Origin of the sequence: Planobispora longispora, assembly GCF_016863135.1 — a bacterium.
In the GTDB taxonomy this organism is placed as follows: Bacteria; Actinomycetota; Actinomycetes; order Streptosporangiales; family Streptosporangiaceae; genus Planobispora; species Planobispora longispora.
In genome coordinates, this window is the sequence record NZ_BOOH01000051.1 from 108,914 (window position 1) to 126,006 (window position 17,093).

Annotated in this window: 17 protein-coding genes; 8 read left to right on the forward strand and 9 right to left on the reverse strand. The window is 72.1% G+C overall.

Annotated features, from left to right (window positions below):
- Positions 1-78 precede the first annotated feature (78 nt).
- The gene (locus tag Plo01_RS30610) at positions 79-3,123 is read right to left on the reverse strand and encodes an AfsR/SARP family transcriptional regulator (RefSeq protein WP_203894196.1); all 3,045 of its coding nucleotides are present in this window, start codon (positions 3,121-3,123) and stop codon (positions 79-81) included.
- A gap of 962 nt (positions 3,124-4,085) precedes the next feature.
- Here Plo01_RS30610 and Plo01_RS30615 point away from each other — a divergent pair.
- The 4 genes from Plo01_RS30615 to Plo01_RS30630 all read left to right on the forward strand — a co-directional run bounded on the left by Plo01_RS30615 (position 4,086) and on the right by Plo01_RS30630 (position 8,792).
- Positions 4,086-5,378, forward strand: coding sequence for a helix-turn-helix domain-containing protein (locus Plo01_RS30615; protein ID WP_203894197.1), 1,293 nt, complete (start codon positions 4,086-4,088; stop codon positions 5,376-5,378).
- A 78-nt stretch (positions 5,379-5,456) separates the two neighbouring features.
- Positions 5,457-6,062 carry a copper resistance CopC family protein gene (locus Plo01_RS30620; protein WP_203894198.1) on the forward strand — a complete coding sequence of 202 codons (606 nt, stop codon included), beginning with the start codon at positions 5,457-5,459 and terminating at the stop codon, positions 6,060-6,062.
- Entirely contained in the window at positions 6,059-8,197 is a 2,139-nt protein-coding gene (locus tag Plo01_RS30625) for a bifunctional copper resistance protein CopD/cytochrome c oxidase assembly protein (RefSeq protein WP_203894199.1), read from the forward strand. The genes Plo01_RS30620 and Plo01_RS30625 overlap by 4 nt, the downstream gene beginning before the upstream one ends.
- A 181-nt stretch (positions 8,198-8,378) precedes the next feature.
- Entirely contained in the window at positions 8,379-8,792 is a 414-nt protein-coding gene (locus Plo01_RS30630) for a sensor histidine kinase (protein ID WP_203894200.1), read from the forward strand.
- A gap of 43 nt (positions 8,793-8,835) precedes the next feature.
- Here Plo01_RS30630 and map read toward each other — a convergent pair whose 3' ends face one another.
- Positions 8,836-9,684 (reverse strand): type I methionyl aminopeptidase, encoded by an 849-nt coding sequence (gene map / locus Plo01_RS30635; protein ID WP_203894201.1) that lies wholly within the window; start codon positions 9,682-9,684, stop codon positions 8,836-8,838.
- 45 nt (positions 9,685-9,729) lie between these two features.
- Here map and Plo01_RS30640 point away from each other — a divergent pair, with 45 nt between their 5' ends.
- Positions 9,730-9,909 carry a hypothetical protein gene (locus Plo01_RS30640; protein ID WP_203894202.1) on the forward strand — a complete coding sequence of 60 codons (180 nt, stop codon included), beginning with the start codon at positions 9,730-9,732 and terminating at the stop codon, positions 9,907-9,909.
- Positions 9,910-9,982: 73 nt separating this feature from the next.
- Here Plo01_RS30640 and Plo01_RS30645 read toward each other — a convergent pair whose 3' ends face one another.
- Positions 9,983-10,642 (reverse strand): cyclase family protein, encoded by a 660-nt coding sequence (locus Plo01_RS30645; protein WP_203894203.1) that lies wholly within the window; start codon positions 10,640-10,642, stop codon positions 9,983-9,985.
- Entirely contained in the window at positions 10,639-10,908 is a 270-nt protein-coding gene (locus tag Plo01_RS30650) for a CBU_0592 family membrane protein (protein ID WP_203894204.1), read from the reverse strand. Before Plo01_RS30650 ends, Plo01_RS30645 begins: the two co-directional genes overlap by 4 nt.
- Positions 10,909-11,011: 103 nt before the next feature.
- Here Plo01_RS30650 and Plo01_RS30655 point away from each other — a divergent pair, with 103 nt between their 5' ends.
- A complete protein-coding gene (locus Plo01_RS30655; protein ID WP_203894205.1) occupies positions 11,012-11,965 on the forward strand; it encodes a LysR family transcriptional regulator in 954 nt (317 codons plus the stop codon).
- Positions 11,966-12,029: 64 nt separating this feature from the next.
- Here Plo01_RS30655 and Plo01_RS30660 read toward each other — a convergent pair whose 3' ends face one another.
- Complete coding sequence (locus Plo01_RS30660; protein WP_203894206.1) at positions 12,030-12,608, reverse strand: hypothetical protein; 579 nt, start codon at positions 12,606-12,608, stop codon at positions 12,030-12,032.
- 156 nt (positions 12,609-12,764) lie between these two features.
- On the opposite strand from Plo01_RS30660, the gene npdG reads away from it, so the two are divergent.
- On the forward strand, positions 12,765-13,439 hold the full coding sequence (gene npdG, locus Plo01_RS30665; RefSeq protein ID WP_203894207.1) for an NADPH-dependent F420 reductase: 675 nt from the start codon (positions 12,765-12,767) through the stop codon (positions 13,437-13,439).
- A gap of 116 nt (positions 13,440-13,555) precedes the next feature.
- Here npdG and Plo01_RS30670 read toward each other — a convergent pair whose 3' ends face one another.
- Together Plo01_RS30670 and Plo01_RS30675 are read right to left on the reverse strand one after the other, a co-directional pair.
- Positions 13,556-14,161 carry a response regulator transcription factor gene (locus Plo01_RS30670; protein ID WP_203894208.1) on the reverse strand — a complete coding sequence of 202 codons (606 nt, stop codon included), beginning with the start codon at positions 14,159-14,161 and terminating at the stop codon, positions 13,556-13,558.
- Positions 14,158-14,820, reverse strand: coding sequence for a sensor histidine kinase (locus Plo01_RS30675; RefSeq protein ID WP_203894209.1), 663 nt, complete (start codon positions 14,818-14,820; stop codon positions 14,158-14,160). The genes Plo01_RS30670 and Plo01_RS30675 overlap by 4 nt, the downstream gene beginning before the upstream one ends.
- Positions 14,821-14,930: 110 nt before the next feature.
- On the opposite strand from Plo01_RS30675, the gene Plo01_RS30680 reads away from it, so the two are divergent.
- Entirely contained in the window at positions 14,931-15,071 is a 141-nt protein-coding gene (locus Plo01_RS30680; RefSeq protein ID WP_203894210.1) for a hypothetical protein, read from the forward strand.
- A 261-nt stretch (positions 15,072-15,332) separates the two neighbouring features.
- Here the strand turns inward: Plo01_RS30680 and Plo01_RS30685 are convergent, their stop codons facing one another.
- Positions 15,333-16,103: an ABC transporter permease gene (locus Plo01_RS30685; RefSeq protein WP_203894211.1), complete on the reverse strand. Its 771-nt coding sequence runs from the start codon at positions 16,101-16,103 to the stop codon at positions 15,333-15,335.
- A gap of 2 nt (positions 16,104-16,105) precedes the next feature.
- On the reverse strand, positions 16,106-17,056 hold the full coding sequence (locus Plo01_RS30690) for an ABC transporter ATP-binding protein (RefSeq protein ID WP_203894212.1): 951 nt from the start codon (positions 17,054-17,056) through the stop codon (positions 16,106-16,108).
- Positions 17,057-17,093 lie beyond the last annotated feature (37 nt).

A 17,093-nucleotide genomic window follows, 5' to 3' on the forward strand; every position in this document is an offset into this window, starting at 1 on the left:
CCGGGTGCCGCCATGGCAGACACCGCGAAACCCGTGGTCCGGCGTTGGCGACTGTTGCGCTGCCCGGCCGTCCCCGCCTCAGCCGGCCGTCCCCGCTCGGCCGGCCGTGCTCCCGTTCTCGGACGCCGTGAGCATCCCGCGGGCGGCGAGGACGACCCTCTCCTCTTCGAGGGCTTCCTTCTCCAGCACCTCGTTCCCCGTCGCCCGGCAGAGAGAGAAAGTCTGCTCCAGGTAGTCGGCGGCCCGGTCGAGCTCGCCGAGAAGCCGGTGGGAGCGGGCGAGTCCGAACAGGAAATGCGGTTCGGCGACGGGCATCTTCGCGGCCCGCGCGGCGACGAGCCCCTTCTCGAAGCAGGCCCTGGCCGATACCGGATCCTCTTTGTCGAGGTGGACCTTGCCGATTTCCTCGCGAAGCGTCGCCTCATAGCGGAGCGGGTGGACGCTCTCGGGAAGATGGGAAAGGGCTTCCTCCAGCGTGGCGAGCGCCTGGTCAAGCTGCCCCAGACCCCTGCGCGCTATGCCGATCATCAAGAGAGCGTAGAACCTGCCCTGCCCGAATCCGATCGCTCCGCTGAGGGCCAGCTGCGCTTCCGCATATGCGATGGCCTCCCCATGACGCCCCAAGTCGTTGCAGGTCTGGGCGAGACCGCCCAGAGAGCGCTGTTCACCGTACGAGTCGCCCAGCTCACGATAGAGGGCGAGTTGCCTCTCGTAATGGGAGAACGCTTCCGCATAGCGATAGGCGAGGCAGAGAGCGCTCGCATGGTAATAGTGGCCGGTCGCTGTGAGCACTCGGTCGCCCAGACGGCTTCCCGCATCGAGGGCGCGACGGGTGACGTCGAGCGCGGACATGCGGTGGCCGGTGTACAGGAGGTTCCAGAAGGTCTCGGAAACCAGGGCGAGACCGAGCCGGACAGTCCGATCGGCGGCGGACGCCATGCCTTGGGAGGCGGCGGACAGGAGATTGGACCGCTCCTGATCCAGCCACTGCTGGGCCTCTCTTCCTGAGGCGAGCGGGACGGGATTCTCTCTGAGCCGGATGTCGGGCAGGAGGGTGCTGCGAGGATACCCGGTCAGTTCCATGGCGAGACGGGTGGTCGCGACGTACGCCTCCAGCGCCCTGTCGAGCGCTTCCCGGGAAGATTCCTGCCCCGTCCTTTCAGCCTGTTCCCGGGCGAAGAGCCGTACCAGGTCGTGCAGGCGGTACCGGTCCGGCTCGTCGCACTCGACGAGATGGGCGTCCAGCAGCCGTTCCAGCGCCCGCTCCGCGAGATCGACCGGGGCGTCCAGCAGGGCCGCCACGACGTACGGCGTCACGTCGGCCACCTCGAGCATGCCGATCAGGCGCAGGGCCCGGGCCGCCGTCCGCTCCAGGGAGGCGCCGCCGGAGAGCAGGTCGTAGCTGACCGCCAGGCTGGAGCGGACCGCGACGTCGCCCGCCTCCAGCTCGCGCAGGCGCCTGCGCTCGTCCTCCAGCCGCGTCACCAGGTCGGCCACCGCCCAGCCCGGCCGGTTCGCCAGCCGGGCCCCCGCGATGCCCACCGCCAGGGGCAGCCCCGCGCACAGGTCGATCAGCCTGCCCGTCGCCCGGACGTCCGCGGCGGCGCGCCCGGCGCCCACCAGCTTCGCGAACATCGCCGTCGCCTCGGCCCGGCGCAACCGCCCGATCGGCACCCGGACGCAGTCGTCGACCAGGACGAAGTTCTCCCGGCTGGTGGCCAGGATCGCGTTGCCCTCCGGCACCGACAGCAGGGGGCGGATCTGGGCCAGATCCGCGACGTCGTCCAGCACGACGAGGGTCCGGCGGCCGTGGAGGAGACTGCGCCACATGGCCGCGGCCTGGTCGACGTCGTCCGGTACGGCGTGCGGGGGAGTGCCCAGGTCCCGCAGGAAACGGCCGAGCACGTCCAGCGGCTCCAGCCTGCGGATGCCCGGAGTCGCCCCGTGCAGGTTGGCGTAGAGCTGCCCGCCGGGGAAGAAACCGGCGACCGCGTGGGCGGTCCGGACGGCCAGGGCCGACTTGCCCGATCCCGGCGCCCCGGTGATCGCGACCACGTGGTGCGGGCGGGCGCCGTCCCAGGGGGCGAGCAGCGATCGCAGCCGGACGAGTTCCTCGGTCCGGCCGACGAAGCCGGTGAGATCGCGCGGTAGCTGACGCGGCGGCGCGGTTGCGGCGGGGGAAGGCGGGCCGGCCGGATCCGGCTCGGGAGCGGTGAGCGCGGACGGAGCGGGAGCCGCGGAGTCCGCGGAGTCCGCGGAGCTCACGGAACCCGCGGAGCTTGCGGAGCCTGTGGAGTCCGCAGGGCTCACGGGGCCCGTAGGACCGACGGAACTCGCGGAGCTCGCGGAACCTGCGGAGCTCGCGGAGCTCGCGGAGTCGGAGACGCGGAGCTCGCGGAGCTCGCGGAGCTCGCGGATGCGCCGGTGGAGTTCCCGGACCGGCTCGCCGGGTTCCAGCCCGCTCTCCTCCGCCAGGGCCTTCCTGAGCCGCTCGTAGGCGCGCAGTGCCGCGGCCCGGTCGCCGGACAGGTGGAGCCCGCGCATGAGCTGCTCCCAGAGCCGCTCGTTCACCGGGTGGGCCGCGGCCTCCGGCCGCAGCCGGGCGACGGCCTCCAGGTGCCTGCCCATGCCGAGCTGCAGCTCCGCGAGCTCTTCCGCCGCCGCCAGCCGCTCTTCGGCCAGGCGGCCCGCGGCGTCGTCGAGCACCGTGCTCCCCCGGGCGTCCTGGAGGGGCTCGCCGTGCCACAGGTCGAGGGCGTGTTCGAGGTGGCGGCACGCGGTCTCCGGGTCGCCGGCGCGTGCCGATCGCCTGCCGCGCCGTACGTGATCGCGGAAAACGAGCAGGTCCAGCTCGTCCGGCTGGAGCGCGATGAGGTATCCGGTCCCGTGGGTGCGGATCGGCGCCGAGCGCGGGCGGTCGGGGGAGAGGAGTCCGCGGAGCGTGTGGACGTAGGTCTTGAGATTCCGATCGGCGGAGGGCGGAGGGGCGTCGTCCCACAACGCCCGCATCAGGTGGGGGACGGGGACGGGGGCGCCGCCGCCCAGGAGGAGCGCCGCCATCAGCTGGCGGTGTTTGAGCCGGGAGACGGGGACGGTCTCACCGCCGGGACGTCGAACGGCCACACTACCCAAGATCGAAAATCTCACCGGGGCCCCAAGACGTTAAGACGGACAAGCCATACTGAACAGTGGATAAATGAGCTTCACGAGGCTAGTGCTGATTTTTTTGTGAATCAACCCGCCTCTATGTGGGGCTGGGTATTCGTAATGTATTTACGGTGTATCGAACATCGGCGCCGGCATACTCGGGGAATGGCCCCGCCGGCGGGATCCGGTCGCTTATCCGGAGGCCGGCGATCGCGTGAGGGGATGAGGCGGCGATCCCCGGCTTGATTGACGGGACGGCGCGCGGGTGAAGAAGCGGTGCCGCGAGGTGGCCGGGAAGCTCCGAGGGGAGCGTGCGCCGCGGGTGCCGTCACCCGGCGCGAGTGACTTCCGGGCCTCCTTGGGGCTTTGCGGCGATTCCCCGCCCCGCGGATCCGCGGGGGCGCCGGTGCGATCGGTAAGCGTGCTGACCGAAGTGCCGCGCTGCTCTTGTGCTGGGCAATGGGATGTGGTTTTCTCGCCGTATGTCATCGTTGTCATGAGGGGGCAGCTTGATGACGTTGGCGAGTGGACGTGTGGTGCGGGCCGGTGCGCCCTTGACATGGCGGCTGTCCGGCGTGTCCCACTGCCGGTGGGCCCGTGGAACACGCCGAACATCTCTGAAGCGTGTGAGGGAACTCGCTTCTTCTGGAAGAAAACTGCCGGGTCGCGGTTATGCGCCTCTTCGCGGCTCATGTCCTCCGTGCCGCGCAGAGACGCGTCGTATCAAACTAGATGGGGTAGCCCCAGGGGCCGGCCTGCTGGACCACACCTTCTGCCGCAGGGGAGGCAGACGAATCAGCGCCAGCGGCCGTAGCATTGCCTGCAACGGCGACTACGGTCGCGAACAGGACCGCGAGGGCAGAGAAGGCAAGGCGTCGACGCACGGGAGACTCCTGTCGTAGGTTCTGCTGCTCAACCAACATCTTTCAAGGGGTAACGTGACTGGTCAAGACTTGGTCGGGCAGCGTATCAAGACCGTGCGCCGTCAGCGCGGCCTTTCCCAGGCGCAGCTCGCCCACCCCGAACTGTCCGACAGTTACGTGTCGCTCATCGAGAGCGGCAAGCGCACTCCGACCCCCGCGGTGCTGGAACTTCTCGCCGTCAAACTCGACTGCTCGCTCACCTATTTGCTGAACGGCGTGACCGCGGAGCAAATGCAGGAGATCGAGCTCGCCCTCGGCTATGCCCGGATGGCCATGGAGAACGGCGAGGTGGCCGAGGCGCGCACCCGATACACCGAACTCCTCACGGACAACGGACTCGCGGGCCTGCCGCAGCTCCGTCAGGAGGCCGAGTACGGCCTGGCGATCGCGGCGCAGGCCTGCGGCGACCTCGACGCGGCGATCGGCCTGCTGAACCGGCTGCGTGAGCGCGACGCGGCCGACATGTCCCCCGAGCGGCACATCGACATCGTGACGGAGCTGTCCATGTGCTACCGCGAGCGGGGAGACCTCGGGCGGGCGGTGACCGTCGTGGAGGAGATCCTCGGCGGGGCCGTGCGGCCCGTGTGGACCGACGGCCTGATCAGGCTGGGCGCGCAGCTCCTCGCCGCCTACATCGACCGGGGGGACCTGCTGCGGGCGCAGCAGTTCTCCGACGAGCTCATCGCGGCGGCCGAGACTCTCGGCACGCCGCTGGCCCTCACCCTGGCGCACTGGGGAGCGGCCATCCTCGCGGTGGAGACCAAGGACGGCGACAAGGCGGTCACCCATGTCCAACGGGCGGTGGCCATCCAGTCGGAGTACGGCGACCCCCGCCGTTCCAGCCGGCTGCACAACGACTACGCGGCCATCATGCTGCTGGTCCGTCCCACGGAGGCGGCGACCTGGCGCGACACCCTGGAGCGGGTGAAGGTGGAGCTGGCCGAGAGCGCCAGCACGTCGAGGGACAAGCTGCGCTGCGCGATGAATCTCATCCGCGCCGAGCTCCTGCTCGGTTCTTCGGAACGGGCCGAGGCGCACATCCAGACGATCAGCGCCCTCCTCGAGGGGATGCCGAACGACCTGCGGGCAGACGCCCATCTGATGGCCGGCCAGGTCCTCGCCGAGCTCGGCAGGACCGGGGAGGCCGTCGGTGAGCTGACCGAGGCGATCGCACTGCTGGAGCCACTGCCGACCACCCGGTTCACCACCCAGTCCTGGGTGACCGCCGCGCAGATCCTGGACCGGGTCGACGAGACCGACCGCAGCGTGGAGGCCTACCACCGGGCGCTGGCCTGCGTGGGCCTGTAGGTCTTCCGGGCCTTCAGCACGCTGAGAGAGACGGAGGGGGCGGGACCGGGGCAGGCTCTCGGTAGCCTTGGGGATGCCATGAAGACTTCCCCATTCGCGGCCGCCCTGGTGCTGCTCGCCGCCCTCGTCCTCAGCACGGTCCCCGCCGCGCCGGCTCTGGCCCACGACACGCTGAAAAGCAGCGACCCCGGCAAGGGGGAGAAAGTCGAGAGCCTGGAGAGGGTGAAGCTGACGTTCACCGCCTCGGTGCGCTTTCCGAAAGTCGTCGTGCGCTCGGCGGACGGCGCGCCGTACCACGACGGCAAGCCCGCCTCGGACGGTCCCGTGGTGACCCAGGAGGTCAAGCCGGACCTCCCGCCGGGCGAATACGTCATCGCCTACCGCGTGGTCTCCTCGGACGGTCACCCGATCGAGGGGGAGGTCCCCTTCACCCTGACCGGGAGCACGGCTCCGAGCCCGGCCGCGGAGACGCCCGGGACGAGCGCGAGCCCGAGCCCGGAGGAGAGCCCGGCCGGTACGGCGGCGCCCGGGGCCTCGGAGTCCCCGGTGCGGCTCACCCCGGCTCCGGCGGCGGACACGGCGGGCTCCGGCGGTGTGCCCGGCTGGCTCTGGCTCGTCATCGGAGGACTGACCGGCATCGGCATCGGACTGTTCTTCAGCATGCGCAACAAGAAGCAGCCATGAGCACCGCGGAGCGGGACGGCGGCGAGAAAACCGGCGTCGGGAAAACCGGCGTCGAGAAGATCGGCAGCGAGAAGGCGAGCATCGTGGCGGAGGAAGGCGTCCGGGACGGGACCGGACGGACGGTGCGGCTGGCGCTGGCGGGCGCGGGCGCCGCGGTCGCCGCCCTGGTGGTCGCGATGATCGCGACCGGGGCCGCGACCCCCCGGATCATCCCCGGGCTCTCCGACGAGGGCGCGCTCACCCGGTGGGGACTGCCCCTGGCCAAGCTGGTGATGGACGCCGCGGGCGTGCTCACCGTCGGCACGCTGCTGGCCGCCGCCGTCTTCTTCCCCAGCGACAAGGGGCTGCTGGGCAAGTCCGCGCAGGCGTACGTCAGAGCCGCCTCATGGCTGGCGCTCGTCTGGGCGGCCGCCGCCGTGGCGACGATGGTCTTCAGCCTGTCCGACGTGCTCGGCCTGCCCGTCGCCGACGTGCTCGGCGGCGACGAGCTGACCAGTTTCGCCAGCCAGGTGTCGCAGGGCATCTCGCTCACCCTGGTGGTGCTGTTCGCGGTGGCCGTCGCGCTGTTCTCCCGGGGGGCGATCACCGTCGGCGCGGCGGGCGGCCTGCTCGTCCTCTCCCTGGTGACCATGCTCCCGCCCGCGCTGACCGGGCACTCCGCCTCCTCCCCCAACCACGACCTGGCCACCACCGGCGTGGCCGTCCACCTGGTGGTCCTGGCGCTCTGGGTGGGCGGGCTGGCCGTGCTGTGCGCCCACGCGCTGCGCGGGCAGCCGCACCTGGAGGTCGCCGCCACCCGGTTCTCCTCGATGGCGCTGTGGTGCTTCATCGGCGTGGGATTGTCGGGCCTGTTCAGCGTGGTGGCCCGGCTCACCTCGCTCTCCGAGCTGTTCACCTCCGCCTACGGCCTGCTGCTGCTGGCCAAGACCGCGGCGTTCGCGCTGCTCGGGGTCGCGGGCTGGTGGCATCGGCGGCGGACCCTGCCCCAGCTCGCCTCGGCCCGCTCCGGAGCGTCCGGAAAGTCCGGCGCCGGGCGGTCGGGCGCGTTCGCGCGCTTCGCCATCGGCGAGGTCGTGATCATGTTCGCGGCCGTCGGGCTGGCCGTCGCGCTCTCCCGCACGGCGCCGCCCCCGGCGGTCCTCCCGGCCGATCGGGCCTTCGAGCTGCTGGGCTACCCGATGCCGCCGGAGATCTCGCCGGCGAACCTGGCCTCGCTGTGGTGGCTCGATCTGTTCTCGGGCACCCTGGCGGTCCTGCTCGGCGGGCTCTACCTCGCCGGGGTGCGGCGGCTGGCCCGGCGCGGCGACTCCTGGCCGTGGGGCCGTACGGCGGCGTGGTTCACCGGCGTGCTGATCCTGGTCGTCGCCACCCAGAGCGGCGTCGCCCGGTACGCCAAGGTTCTGTTCAGCGTGCACATGGTCGAGCACATGACGCTGTCCATGCTGGTCCCGATCTTCCTGGTGCTCGGCGCTCCCGTCACCCTGGCCCTGCGCGCCCTCAAGCCCGCGGCGCGCCGCGGGGACCGCGGTCCCCGCGAGTGGCTGACCACGATCCTGCACAGCCGGTTCGTCCGCTTCGTCGGCCACCCGGCGATCGCCACCGCGATCTTCGTCGGCTCCGCCTACGTGCTGTACTTCACGCCGCTGTTCGCCGCGGCGATGGAGGAGCACCTCGGGCACATCGCGATGACGGCGCACTTCCTGCTCAGCGGGTGCCTGTTCTTCTGGGTGATCATCGGTGTGGACCCGGCGCCGCACCGGCTTCCCCACGTGGCCCGGCTGATCGTCCTGTTCGTCACCATGCCCTTCCACGCGTTCTTCGGCATCGCGCTGATGAACATGGGCACCGTCCTGGCCGCCGACTGGTACGACCAGCTCGGCCGCACCTGGGGCGCCCCGGCGCTCGCCGACCAGCGGGACGGCGGGGCCATCGCCTGGGGCTTCGGGGAGATCCCGACGCTGATCGTGCTGATCGCCCTGGCCATGCAGTGGTGGCGTGACGACGATCGGAAGGCGCGCCGCGCCGACCGCCGCGCCGACGCGGTCGCGGCGCGGACCGGAGGGAGCGGCGACGCCGAGCTCGACGCGTACAATGAGTACCTGGCCAAACTCAATAAGCGAAATCGCGCCGAATAGCGCGACGGCTACGGCCCTCTATCCTCATCTGCCGCCCCGACCGTCTCCCTGTAACCTTTCAGGCGGGGGTTCGGGCATCGCCGCAGCGGGTGCAGCGTTCTGTCACCGTTACGCGCCGCGTTCGTTCACGTGCTCGGTTGGGGACCGATGACCGAGACGTGTGCGTCAGGAAGGTTGAGGAGTGTCCGAAGAACTTCGCATACGCGAGGGAAGGAGCCTGGCCCAGGCTCTCGAGGAGCATCTCGCCGACTGGTCGGGACGTACCGGGATCGCGGTGGAGATCTGGGCGCTGCCCACCCACGACGCGCCTCCCCGGGTCGCCCGGGCGGTTCTGGCCACCCTGGGGGAGGCGCTGTCCAACGTCGAGCGGCACAGCGGGGCCGGCCTCGTCTCGATCGCCGTCACGCTCGGGCCCAGCGGCCTGCGCATGACGGTGAGCGACCACGGCCAGGGGTTCACCGGTCAGGCCGGGGGGCGGGGCGTCACCGCCATGCGGACCCACCTGAGCGAGATCGGCGGCACGGTCACCGTCAACGGGGTGCCCGGCGCGGGCACCACCGTCACCGCCGTGGTGCCCAGCGACCGCGATCGTTAGGGCGCCGGGCCGGGACCCGCTCAGGGGAGCGCCGGGATCTCGCTCAGGGGAGCGTCAGGATCTCGTGGCCGGTCTCGGTGACCAGGATGGTGTGCTCGAACTGGGCGGTGCGCTTGCGGTCCTTGGTCACCGCGGTCCAGCCGTCCGGCCAGATGTCGTACTCGATCGTGCCGAGCGTCAGCATGGGCTCGATGGTGAACGTCATGCCGGGCTCCAGCGTGACCGCCAGCGACGGGTCGTCGTAGTGCGGGACGATCAGGCCGGAGTGGAACGTCGTGCCGATGCCGTGGCCGGTGAAGTCGCGGACCACGCCGTAGCCGAACCTCTTGGCGTAGGCCTCGATGACCCGACCGACCACGTTGAGCTGCCGGCCCGGGGCGACGGCCTTGATGGCCCGGCTGGTGGCCTCGCGGGTGCGCTCGACCAGCAGGCGCGACTCCTCGTCCACGTCGCCGACCAGGAAGGTGGCGTCGGTGTCGCCGTGCACGCCGCCGATGAAGGCGGTGATGTCGACGTTGACGATGTCGCCGTCGCGCAGGACGGTGTCGTCCGGGATGCCGTGGCAGATCACCTCGTTGATCGAGGTGCACAGGGACTTGGGGTAACCCCGGTAGCCGAGGGTGCTCGGGTAGGCGCCGTGGTCGAGGACGAACTCGTGGCCGATCCGGTCGAGCTCGTCGGTGGTGACGCCGGGCGCCACGTGCCGCCCGACCTCCTCCAGCGCCTGGGCGGCGATCCTGCCGGCGACCCGCATCCGCTCGATGATCTCGGGGGTCTTGACGTCGGACTCGCCGGTTTTCGGGGTTTTCTTCCCGACGTACTCCGGCCGCTGAATGTGGGCGGGGACTTTACGCATGGGCGAAATCCGCCCGGGCTGGAGCACTGTTGTCATGTTTTCCAAGTCTAGTTGGGGTTACGGCAGGGCAGGATGGTTGATATGGGTGATCAGTGGTGGTTCTGCCTGAAGCACATGACGGCCGAACCCGAGAGCGGCTGTCCCAACAAGGATCGCATGGGTCCCTACGAGACGCGCGAGGCCGCGGCCGACGCGCTGAAGACCGCGGCCGATCGCAACAAGAAGTGGAAGGAGGACGACCGGGACTGGAACGGCGGCTGACCGCCGGCTCCCGGGCCGCCCTCCGGACTTCCGGGCCGGCTCCCGGGCGCCCCGGCTCCTCCCGGAGCGCCTCCTAGGCGTCGACGACCGCGTAGGCCCGCACCGGGAAGGTGCCCAGGCCCGCCACCATCGGCGGGGTGGCGTGGAAGCGGAACCCGCCGTCCGGGAGGGCGGCGAGGCCGGTCATGTGCTCCACGATCGGGATGCCCGCCCCGAGCAGCAGCGTGTGCGCGGGGCGGGGCCCGCGCGGCGGCGTGTCGTCGATGTTCAGCGCGTCGATCCCGACCAGCGCCGGCCCCGCCTCCGCCAGCCACCGCGCCGCCTCGGGCTCCAGGTAGGGGTGGCCGTGCAGGTAGGCCTCGGTGCCGAAGTGCCGGTCCCAGCCGGTGTGGACGAGCACCGCCTTGCCCCGCACGTCCAGGCCGGTCAGCAGGTCCAAGCCGACCGAGCGCAGGCCCTCGGCGCGCACGACCAGGCCGGGCAGGTCGGCCATCGCCTCCAGCGGCACCTCGGACAGGTCCGGGCCGCCGGGGTAGCGGTGGTAGGGGGTGTCGAGGTAGGTGCCGGTGTTGCCGGCCAGCTCGATGCTGCCGATGTGGAACTCGGTGCCCGGCTCGTAGACGTCGCGCGAGGCCTCGCGGCTCAGGTGGACGCCCAGCCGGGGCCCGGGGATGCCGGGGTAGGTGACCATGCCCTCGGTGATCCGGTGGCTCAGCTCGATCAGCCGTCTCACGATGCGTTCAACGCCTTCTTCCTGGATCGGGCCGTGACCATCCTGGTGACGGCCGTCACGCCGATCACCGCCCAGACGGCGTTGAGGATGGTCGAGGGCCATGCGGTGTGGTAGGCCGTGCTGATCATCAGGGCGATCGAGCCGAAGAGGTTGAGCAGCTGGTACGGCATGCCGTCCCCGGCCATCCGGGACGACGAGGCCATGACGTAGGCGAACAGCAGGGTCGCGGCCCCGGCCCAGCCGATCAGGTCGATGAGGAGCGTCACGGAATCACGCTCCGGTGCGGGAGGAACTCATGGCACCATGATTCCGAGCTCCTTATCTGAAGGGCAAGTAAAGATTCCTTCAGCTCGTCGTAAGCTGAGCTGTATGGACATCGACCCCCGGCGGCTCCGGGTGCTGCACGAGGTCGCCCGCCGCGGCGGCGTCATGCGCGCGGCGGAGGCGCTCCACCTGACCGCCTCCGCGGTCTCCCAGCAGCTCGCCCTCCTGGAGCGGGAGGTCGGGCTCGCGCTCATCGACCGCTCCCAGCGCCGCGCGGCCCTCACCCCGGCCGGGCGGGTGCTCGCCGGATACGCCGAACGGGTCGAGGAGGAGCTGGCCGAGGCCCGCAGGGAGCTGACCCGCTTCACCGAGCGCCTGTCCGGGCCGGTGACCGTCGCGGCCTTCCCCACCGTCATCCGGCACCTGCTGGTGCCCGCGCTGGGCGCGCTCGCCGGCGACCACCCCCGCCTCGAACCGCGCATCATCGAGCTGTACGGCCCCGCCGCGCTCCAGGAGCTCCGGCTCGGCGGCGTGGACCTGGTCATCACCGAGCACGACGCCGACGAGCCCGTCCAGGAGCGGCCGTCGGTCGTCTCCCACCGGATCCACGTGGACGAATACCGGATCGTGGTGCCTCCGGGCTGGACGCCGGGGCAGGAGGGGATCCCGCGCGACGTGGCGGATCTGGCGGACGCGCCCTGGATCGCCGGGCCCCCGGGCCAGGCGTGCGGCCACGCGCTGGACCGGCTGGCCGCCCTGCACGGGTTCACCCCGCGCCGGGTCCACGTGATCGAGGAGTTCCCGCCGATCCTGGCCCTGGTCGCGGCCGGCCACGGCGCGGCGATCGTGCCGTCCCTGGCGCTGCTGGACGTCCCGGCGGGGGAGGTCGCCGTCACCGCCATCCCGGGGGTGGGCGCGCGCAGGCTCGACGCGGTGACCCGCGTCAGCCGTACCCGCTCCGGAGAGCCCGACCCGGTGCAGGCCGTGGTCATCGCCGCGCTGCGGGAGGCCGCCGACGGCCTGACCGTCCGGCTCGGCGAGCACTGGGCGCCGCGGTAGGGCCGCCGGGGACCCAGGGAGCCCGCCGGGACGCCCTCGATTCCGGGAGCGGGTCGCCGGGCGCTCAATCCGGGACGTGCGGTCCGCTGAGGCGCTCCAGCATGCGGGCGAGGCGGTCGCGGAACCCCTGGCGGCGGGGGGCCTCGCCGGCGGCCATGCTCACCAGGTGCTGGGCGCCGTCGAAGGAGACCGGCGCCCGGAGGGGGACCGCCAGGGCGTCGTGGGCCAGCCCTTCCAGGTCGGGGTCGCCGCAGTCCAGCGCGAGGATGGTCGCCCCGGTGCGGCGGGCGTCGCCGACCCGCTCCAGCAGCGCCTCCGGCGCCCGCTCCTCCGCCACCACGAACAGCGTCTCGCCCCGCGCCGCCCGCTCGATCCGCTCCAGCCCGACCCGCAGGTGGGCGGGGGCGTCCGGGGCCGGGGTCCAGCGCACCAGCGTCGGGGCGAGCTGCGGCAGGCCCGACAGGCGCGCCTCGTCGCCCAGGTGCGCGGTCAGGTGCCAGGGCTCGTCCGCGGGGGTGCCGACCACCAGCAGACCCCCGGGGGAGCGGGTCGCACGCAGAGCCGTGCCCAGCTCGCGGGTGCGCTCGACCCAGGAGGTCGATTCCAGGACCTCGCGCAGGAATGCCACCGACCCAGCGTCCATGGGACCAATGGTGCCCCAGGCACCCTGAGACTGTCTGTGGAACTCAGCTCTGGCATCATCTGGGCGTGGAGCGTGCGACGGCGGGTCCGGACGGGCGCGGCCATGTCAGCGGCCCGGCGCGGAGCGGGGCCGGACGGGAACGATGAGGAGCGATGAGTGAGCACTGACCTGCCGGACGTGAGCGGAATCTCCCTCGGCATCCTGGGCGGCACCGGCGACCAGGGCAAGGGACTGGCCAGGCGGTTCGCCATCGCCGGGCACACCGTGCTGATCGGGTCGCGCAGCGAGGAGCGGGCGCGCGAGGCCGCCGAGAGCCTCGCCGGGCTCGCCGGGCCGGTCCGCGGCGCCGACAACGCGACCGTGGCGGCCGAGGCCGACGTGGTGATCGTGGCGGTGCCGTGGGACGGCCACAAGGCCACCCTGGAGTCCCTCCGCGCCGAGCTGGACGGGAAGATCGTCGTCGACTGCGTGAACCCGCTGGGCTTCGACAAGCAGGGCGCCTACGCGCTCGCCGTCGAGGAGGGCAGCGCCGCCCAGCAGGCCGCCGCGGTCCTGACCGGCAGCCGCGTGGTCGGCGCCTTCCACCACGTCTCGGCCGTCCTGCTGCTGGACCCGGAGGTCGAGGAGGTCGATCTGGACGTGCTCGTGCTGGGCGACGACCGCGAGGCCACCGACCTCGTCCAGGCGCTGGCCGGCCGGATCGCCGGGGTCCGCGGCGTGTACGGCGGCCGTCTGCGCAACGCCCACCAGGTCGAGGCCCTCACCGCCAACCTGATCTCCGTCAACCGCCGCTACAAGGCCCACGCCGGCTTCCGCGTCACCGACATCTGACCGGCCGTCCCCGCGGGGGTCCCGGCCGGCCGCGGTTCCGGGACGCGCCGGGACGGCGTGCGGGCGCGGCGCGGTCTGGTCCGGGGCGGTCCGGCGCGGCGCGGATGCGCGGCGGGTCAGATCCAGCCCGCGTCCTCGGCGATGCGGATGGCGTCGATCTTGTTGCGCGCCCCGGTCTTGGTGATGGCCGAGGTCAGGTAGTTGCGCACCGTCCCGGCGGACAGATGCAGCCTGGCGGCGATCTCCTCCGCCGGGGCGCCGCGCGCGGCCTGCCCGAGGACCTCCCGCTCCCGGGCGGTGAGCGGGCTGGCGCCGTACTCCATGGCCGTGGAGACCAGCTCGGGATCGAGCACGCGCAGGCCCCGCGCGGTGCGGCGGACGGCGTCGGCGAGGCGGTCGCCCGGGGCGTCCTTGACGAGGAACGCCTCGATGCCGCAGCCCAGAGCCCGGCGGACCTGGCCGGGCTGGCCCATCGCGGTGAGCACCAGCACGCGGCAGCCGGGCAGCCGCTCCCGCAGCTCCACCGAGGCGGTGATGCCGTCGACGCCGGGCAGGTCGATGTCCAGGATCGCCACGTCCGGCCCGGTGCGCAGGGCCGCGGGGACGATCTCGTCGCCCCGGGTGACCTCGGCGACCACCTCGATGTCGGGCTCCAGCCGGAGCAGCGCGGTGAGCGCCGCCCGGATCATGTGCATGTCCTCGGCGAGGAGCACCCGGATCACGCGGTCACGTCCAGCGCGAGCGGCACCTCCACCGAGAGCCGGAATCCGCCGTTCCCGGTCCGCTCGGCGCGCAGCGAGCCGCCCAGCCCGCCCGCCCGCTCCCGCAGGCCGGTCAGGCCGCCGCCGTCGGCCGCCCGCTCGGGGGCGCCGTCGTTGACCAGCTCCAGCCGTACGGCCCCGCCCGCCGCAGAGGTGCTGATCGAGCAGGTCGTCGCCCGGCTGTGCCGGATCACGTTCGTGACCCCCTCGCGCACCGCCCAGGCCAGCGCCTCCTCGGTGCGCCGGTCCAGCTCCAGCCCGGCGAGGTTGGTCTGACAGCCGACGCCCGACGCCTCCAGCAGCGCCACGGCGCGCCGCACCTCCTCCGCCAGCGACATCCCCCGGTAGCCCCGCGCGACGTTCCGCACGTCCTGCGCGGCGTCCCTGGCCACCTGGACCAGGTCGGCGAGCTCGTGCCCGGCCGAGACGGGATCGCGCTCGACGAGCCTGCGGGCGAGGTCGCCCTTGAGCGCGATCGTGGTCAGGCTGCTGCCGAGCCCGTCGTGCAGGTCCCGGGAGATGCGCAGCCGCTCGCGCAGCACCGCGGCCTCCGCCAGCTCGGCCCGGGCCCGCTCCAGCTCCCGGGTGACCGCCACCAGCCGCACCGCCGCGTACAGCACGAAGCTCGTGACCAGGACCGTGATCCCGACGTAGAACCCCCCCGTAGAAGACGGAGACGGGGGAGCTGGAGGAGTTGGAGGAGCTGGAGGGATTGGAAGAGTAGGCGAGCGTGGCGAACCACACCTGTCCTCCCACCACCGGCGCCAGCGCGACCAGCCCCCACGGCATGCGCAGCCGCAGCAGCAGGACCGAGCCGAGCATGGAGGGGAACGTGACCCAGAAGAAGCCGAGCACGGTCATCGGGGCGTAGGCGGCGATGATCAGGATCACCGTGGAGACCGTCAGCCCGCCCGGTTCCGCGCCGTCGAGGGCGGCCTTCACCTCCCTGTGGAACGGTACGTAGAAGGCGACGAGCGCGGCGGCGGCCACGGCGATCTGCAGGGCGGACCCCGTGGACAGCAGCATCAGGAGCGCCGTCAACGGGAATCCCACCGCGATGGTGACGATCGCGCCGATGGCGAGCTGCTTCGGGGTTATTCGCATATCGGACGATTATTCCTGTAGCGGGCAATCATGACCGGCGCGGTTCCCAGCGGAACCGACGGGCGATCACGAGCAGGGCGATCGCGGTCCATACGGCCAGGTTCAGCGCCGGTACGGCCGCCGCCCTCAGATCCCCGGCGAGCGTGCCGTCCGGGGCGTAGGCCGTGCGGGCCAGATCGGTGATCGCCTCAGTGGGCAGGAGGCCGAGCGCCGTGCCCACCCAGTCCGGCAGCATCTCTCCCAGCGGGCCGAAGCCTCCGCCGCCGAGCCCGGCGAGCATGAAGAACGGCATCGCCATGGCGGCGGCGATCTCGGCGCGCGGCACCAGCGGGGTGAACGCCACCCCGAGCAGGCACAGCACGGTGGAGCCGAGGACGACGGCGAGCGCGAAGAGCAGGGGGTCGCGGGGGACCGGGAGGCTCGTCGTCGCGTACAGGACGCCGGAGATCACGGCCGCCAGCAGCGTGCTCTGCAGCACGAGGTTGGCGACCTCGCCACCCAGGATCGAGCCGTCGCCCAGCCCGGTGGTCCGCATCCGCTTGAGCAGGAGCTGGTCGCGGCGGGCGGTGATCGTGACCACGATCTGGTTGAACGTGGAGATCACCAGGACCATCGCCAGCACGCCCACATGCTGGCCCACCACGAGGTCGAGGCTCCCGCCGCGGAGCCTGTCCATCATGAAGGGCAGGCCGATGCCCAGCCCCAGGAAGAGCAGCACCGACGTGCTCAGCGCCGCGCGGTCGCGCCAGAACAGGCGGCCGCCGAAACGGGTCACGACCGCCAGGTCACGTACGGACATGCTCACGCCGCCTCACTCTTCGCGGAATCCTTCACGGGGGTCTCCTCGGGGGCTGTCCCGGCGTTCCCGGCGTTCCCGGCGAGGTCGAGGAAGAGGTCCTCGAGCGTCGCCGTACGGACCTCCAGCCCGCGCAGGCGCACGCCGCGTTCGCCCGCCCAGCCCAGCAGGGTCTGCGCGGCGAGGTCGGGGTCCTCGACGCGGCAGACCGCGGTACGGCCCTCCACGGCGGTGACCGGGACCGGGAGGTCCTGCGGGGAGACCTCGGCGGGCAGCTCGAAGGCGACCCGGCCGGCCTGCGCGGCGAGCGTCTCGGCCATCCCGCCGCTCGCGACGATCGTCCCGCGATCCATGATCGCCATGGTGGACGCCAGCCGCTGGGCCTCGTCCAGGTAGTGGGTGGTGAGCAGGATCGTGGTCCCCTGCCCGGCCAGGTCCCGGATGACCTGCCAGGTGTTCTTGCGCGCCTCGGGGTCCATCCCGGTGGTCGGCTCGTCGAGGAAGAGCACGTCGGGGCGGTTCAGCACGGCCAGCGCGAGGTCGAGGCGGCGCTTCTCGCCGCCCGAGAGCTGGCGCACCCTCGTGTCCGCCTTGGCGCCGAGCCCGGCGAGCTCCAGGGCCTCGTCCCGGGACCGGGGCGCGGCGACGAAGTCACGCCAGGCGTCCACGGTCTGGGCCACGGTCAGGTCGGGGAAGAACCCCGCCTCCTGCAGCATGATCCCGGTCCGCCTGCGCATCCGGGCGCGGTCCGCGACCGGGTCGAGCCCGAGGACCCGCACGGTCCCCCGGCCGGCGGGCCGGAACCCGGCCAATACCTCGACGGTGGTGGTCTTCCCCGCGCCGTTCCGCCCGAGCAGGGCGAAGAGCTCACCCTGCTCGACTGTGAACGATACGTCTCTGACCGCCTCGAACTCCCCGTAGCTCCTGCCGAGCCCGTCCACCTGAATCGTCGTCATGTCCACGAGCATGGAGAGGGGCGGCGGCCGGGCACAG

Bases quoted from the DNA above. Each gene is read 5' to 3' on its own strand.
- Plo01_RS30620 (WP_203894198.1), top strand. From the start codon at position 5,457: ATGAAGACTTCCCCATTCGCGGCCGCCCTGGTGCTGCTCGCCGCCCTC.
- Plo01_RS30625 (WP_203894199.1), top strand. From the start codon at position 6,059: ATGAGCACCGCGGAGCGGGACGGCGGCGAGAAAACCGGCGTCGGGAAA.
- map (WP_203894201.1), bottom strand. From the start codon at position 9,684: ATGACAACAGTGCTCCAGCCCGGGCGGATTTCGCCCATGCGTAAAGTC.
- Plo01_RS30640 (WP_203894202.1), top strand. From the start codon at position 9,730: ATGGGTGATCAGTGGTGGTTCTGCCTGAAGCACATGACGGCCGAACCC.
- Plo01_RS30655 (WP_203894205.1), top strand. From the start codon at position 11,012: ATGGACATCGACCCCCGGCGGCTCCGGGTGCTGCACGAGGTCGCCCGC.
- Plo01_RS30660 (WP_203894206.1), bottom strand. From the start codon at position 12,608: ATGGACGCTGGGTCGGTGGCATTCCTGCGCGAGGTCCTGGAATCGACC.
- Plo01_RS30685 (WP_203894211.1), bottom strand. From the start codon at position 16,103: ATGTCCGTACGTGACCTGGCGGTCGTGACCCGTTTCGGCGGCCGCCTG.
- Plo01_RS30690 (WP_203894212.1), bottom strand. From the start codon at position 17,056: ATGACGACGATTCAGGTGGACGGGCTCGGCAGGAGCTACGGGGAGTTC.